Annotated in this window: 4 protein-coding genes; 1 reads left to right on the forward strand and 3 read right to left on the reverse strand. The window is 30.4% G+C overall.

Going from position 1 to position 3,086, the window contains the following annotated elements:
- Nucleotides 1–132: 132 nt before the first annotated feature.
- Both L8D11_RS04520 and radA read right to left on the reverse strand, forming a co-directional pair.
- Entirely contained in the window at nucleotides 133–963 is an 831-nt protein-coding gene (locus tag L8D11_RS04520) for a CvpA family protein (protein WP_236870482.1), read from the reverse strand.
- Complete coding sequence (gene radA, locus L8D11_RS04525) at nucleotides 950–2,326, reverse strand: DNA repair protein RadA (RefSeq protein ID WP_236870483.1); 1,377 nt, start codon at nucleotides 2,324–2,326, stop codon at nucleotides 950–952. Before radA ends, L8D11_RS04520 begins: the two co-directional genes overlap by 14 nt.
- Before the next feature lie 20 nt (nucleotides 2,327–2,346).
- Here radA and L8D11_RS04530 point away from each other — a divergent pair, with 20 nt between their 5' ends.
- On the forward strand, nucleotides 2,347–2,907 hold the full coding sequence (locus L8D11_RS04530) for a 5-formyltetrahydrofolate cyclo-ligase (protein ID WP_236870484.1): 561 nt from the start codon (nucleotides 2,347–2,349) through the stop codon (nucleotides 2,905–2,907).
- Here L8D11_RS04530 and L8D11_RS04535 read toward each other — a convergent pair.
- On the reverse strand, nucleotides 2,885–3,086 hold a 202-nt coding region (locus tag L8D11_RS04535), incomplete at its 5' end, for a hypothetical protein (RefSeq protein WP_236870485.1). The genes L8D11_RS04530 and L8D11_RS04535 overlap by 23 nt on opposite strands.

The raw sequence follows: 3,086 nt of genomic DNA on the forward strand, positions 1-3,086 counted from the left end.
TGATACTACCTCGCCTTTTTCTTTTTTTCTTACTATTATTTCAAAATCCATTTGATACCTGTATTGTTTTAGGTCAAAGGTTAGCACTTTTCCTATTTATACGCTATCTAATATTTATGCTTCCTATATAAATCATTCATTAAAATGATTGCTAATAATTGTTTCTAATTTTTCATACTCCTCATCTGAAAATATTTTTTCCTTGATGGTTCCATTCAGTAATTTTTCATTATAATTTTCCAAAAGGAATTCTAAGGTTTTTATCTCAATTGTTTCCTGAGATTCAAGTGATTTTAAATCTTGTCTCTTTAAATTAATATTTTTAATCTGCTCTTCAGAAGCAAATTGCGTTAATTTATCAATTGAATTTTTGATAAACATCTCATCAACATCTTTTTTACTTACATGCTGGAACATTTTGTCAAACCTTTGATGAAATGATTCTGGCAAAACACCTTCTAATCCATCTGCTCCTGCTTTTACCAATTCAAAGGTCACAGCCCCTGTGATTGCTGAAGGATAGTCTTTCTCGGATAATTCTTGCTTTTTCCCTGATATTAATTTTAAACTAATTGAAAGACACAAAAACAAAAATGATACAATCAAAAAGCCCCTTACTAAACCAAAAAAGCCCCCTATGACCCTATCAAAAAAACTCCTCTTAAGATCACCAATCAACTTATAAAATATACTATTTAGAATTCCAAAGACTACTAAAAGGATAATTAGTAGGCCACCAGAACCAAAAATTATAACAAAAACTTTAGATTTAATATAATTGAGTAAATGCTGTTCAATTTGAGGATAAAATTGATAAGTTAAGATGATTGAAAAAATCCATCCAAACAAACTAATTGCAGACGTTATAAAACCTCTACAAATTCCAAATATTATTGAAATAAATACTATAGTAAATGATATATAATCAATGTAATTTACAGCACTGAAATCAAATCCTTGCATTTGGCTTTGGTATTAGTATTTTTTTTAGTTCATTAATGTGCTTTAGCTCAATTATATCTATATTGCAAGTAAACTTTTTTCTTTGAAAAGGGATGATAGCCTTTTTAAAGCCCAATTTACTTGCTTCAATTAAACGATTATCTATATTGTTAACTTGCCTTACTTCTCCCGATAAACCTACCTCTCCAAAAAATATAGTATCTTTAGTTATCGTAATATTTTGATTTGCTGATATTAAAGCAACAATCACCGCTAAATCCACCGCTGGTTCAGTTACTCTTAAGCCTCCAACTATGTTTAAATATACCTCTTTATTCATTAAATTTATATTCATTTTAGCATTTAGGACTGCAATTAACATTGAAAGCCTATTATGATCCCATCCAACAGTTGCCCTTCTTGGCGTAGCAAGAAAGCTTGGCACTACTAATGCTTGAACTTCTAGTAAAATTGTCCTTGTTCCTTCTATACTTGGAAAAATACACGCCCCTTCTTTTTCAAAATTATCTTGTTCATCTGGTAGAAAAATTTCAGATGGATTTTGTATCTCTCGCAACCCTTCTGAGCTCATTTCAAATAGTGCAATTTCATTTGTGGAACCATATCTATTTTTTGTAGCTCTTATTATTCTAAATTGCTGAGTATTTTCTCCTTCAAAAGAAAGCACAACGTCAACCATATGCTCAAGAATTTTAGGGCCAGCTATCTGCCCTTCTTTCGTTATATGACCAATTAAAATAAGTGTTACACCATGTTTTTTGCAAATTTGTATTAATTCATGTGTACAAACCCTAACTTGGCTTACCGAACCAGGTGGAGAATCTAATTTTTCAAAATACAACGTTTGTATTGAGTCAATAACAATCATTGATGGTTTTAATTTTGCAATTAATAACAATAATTTTTCAAGCGAAGTAATATTTGCAACGTGTATGTGCTTATTATCAACTTTCAACCTATCGGCTCTTAGTTTTATCTGTGATAGAGCCTCTTCACCACTAATATAAATTGCAAGAAATTCTTGCCTTGCAAGCTTATTGCATAATTCCAATATTAATGTAGACTTTCCAATTCCTGGCTCTCCTGCTATTAAGATAGCAGACCCCTTTACTATTCCACCTCCAAGCAATCTATTTATTTCATTAACCCTAGTATCAACCCTTTGAAAATCAGATTCTATTAAATCTAAATTACTTATATCCACCACGTCTTGAGTATTTTTACCTAAAATCTTCTTTGTAATTGCCGTGTTTGTAACTTCTTCAATTATTGTATTCCAAGCATTACACTCCGTACATTTGCCTTGCCATTTTTTAAAAACTGCTCCACAATCCTGGCAAGAAAAAATTTTATTTTTGCTCATTTTACATATTAAGTTTGCTCATGAATAATAGTGCATATTTAAAGAAAAAACTACGCAAAAATTTACTAGACAAAAGACGTGCATTAACTTCGCTTCAAATTGAGCAATTAAGCCAAAAAATATGTGAAAATTTTATCAACATATTTAATGGCCAATTCTTTAAAAATACCAGTATAGTTGCATGTTATTCAGCATTTGATAACGAACCAAACATTTTTCCAATATTAAATTGGCTATACAACCAAAGTATAAAAACAACATTGCCTAAAATTAAAGGAGATACCATTAAATTTTATGAGTGGAATGAAAATTTTCCACTTATAGCAAATAAATTAAATATTTACGAACCTCATACTGGAATAGAAATGCTACCAGATGCATTGTTAATACCTGTTGTTGGATTTGATAAAGACTGTAACAGGCTAGGTCATGGTTATGGTCACTATGACAAGGGATTAAGTAAAATTATCCCATCAATTAAAATAGGCGTAGGATATAGCTTTCAAGAAGTGGAGCATGTTCCCACAGAAAAACATGATATTAAAATGGATTATATAATTACTGAGAAATTTTGTTATTAACGTATTCAATTATCTCTTCGTCACTTGTAAAACTTTTAAACAATACTGCATCATATAAAGACCATTGCATAATAGGCAGAAAGAAACATATATGATAGAATGAAAAGATAAGTACATACGAAAGAGGAGGCAAAATGTCATTTTTAGTAAGAGAAGCAGAAGAACGTATAGAGAAGAGT

It is taken from the genome of Candidatus Bandiella numerosa, assembly GCF_021811875.1.
Classification (GTDB): Bacteria; Pseudomonadota; Alphaproteobacteria; order Rickettsiales; family Midichloriaceae; genus Aquirickettsia; species Aquirickettsia numerosa_A.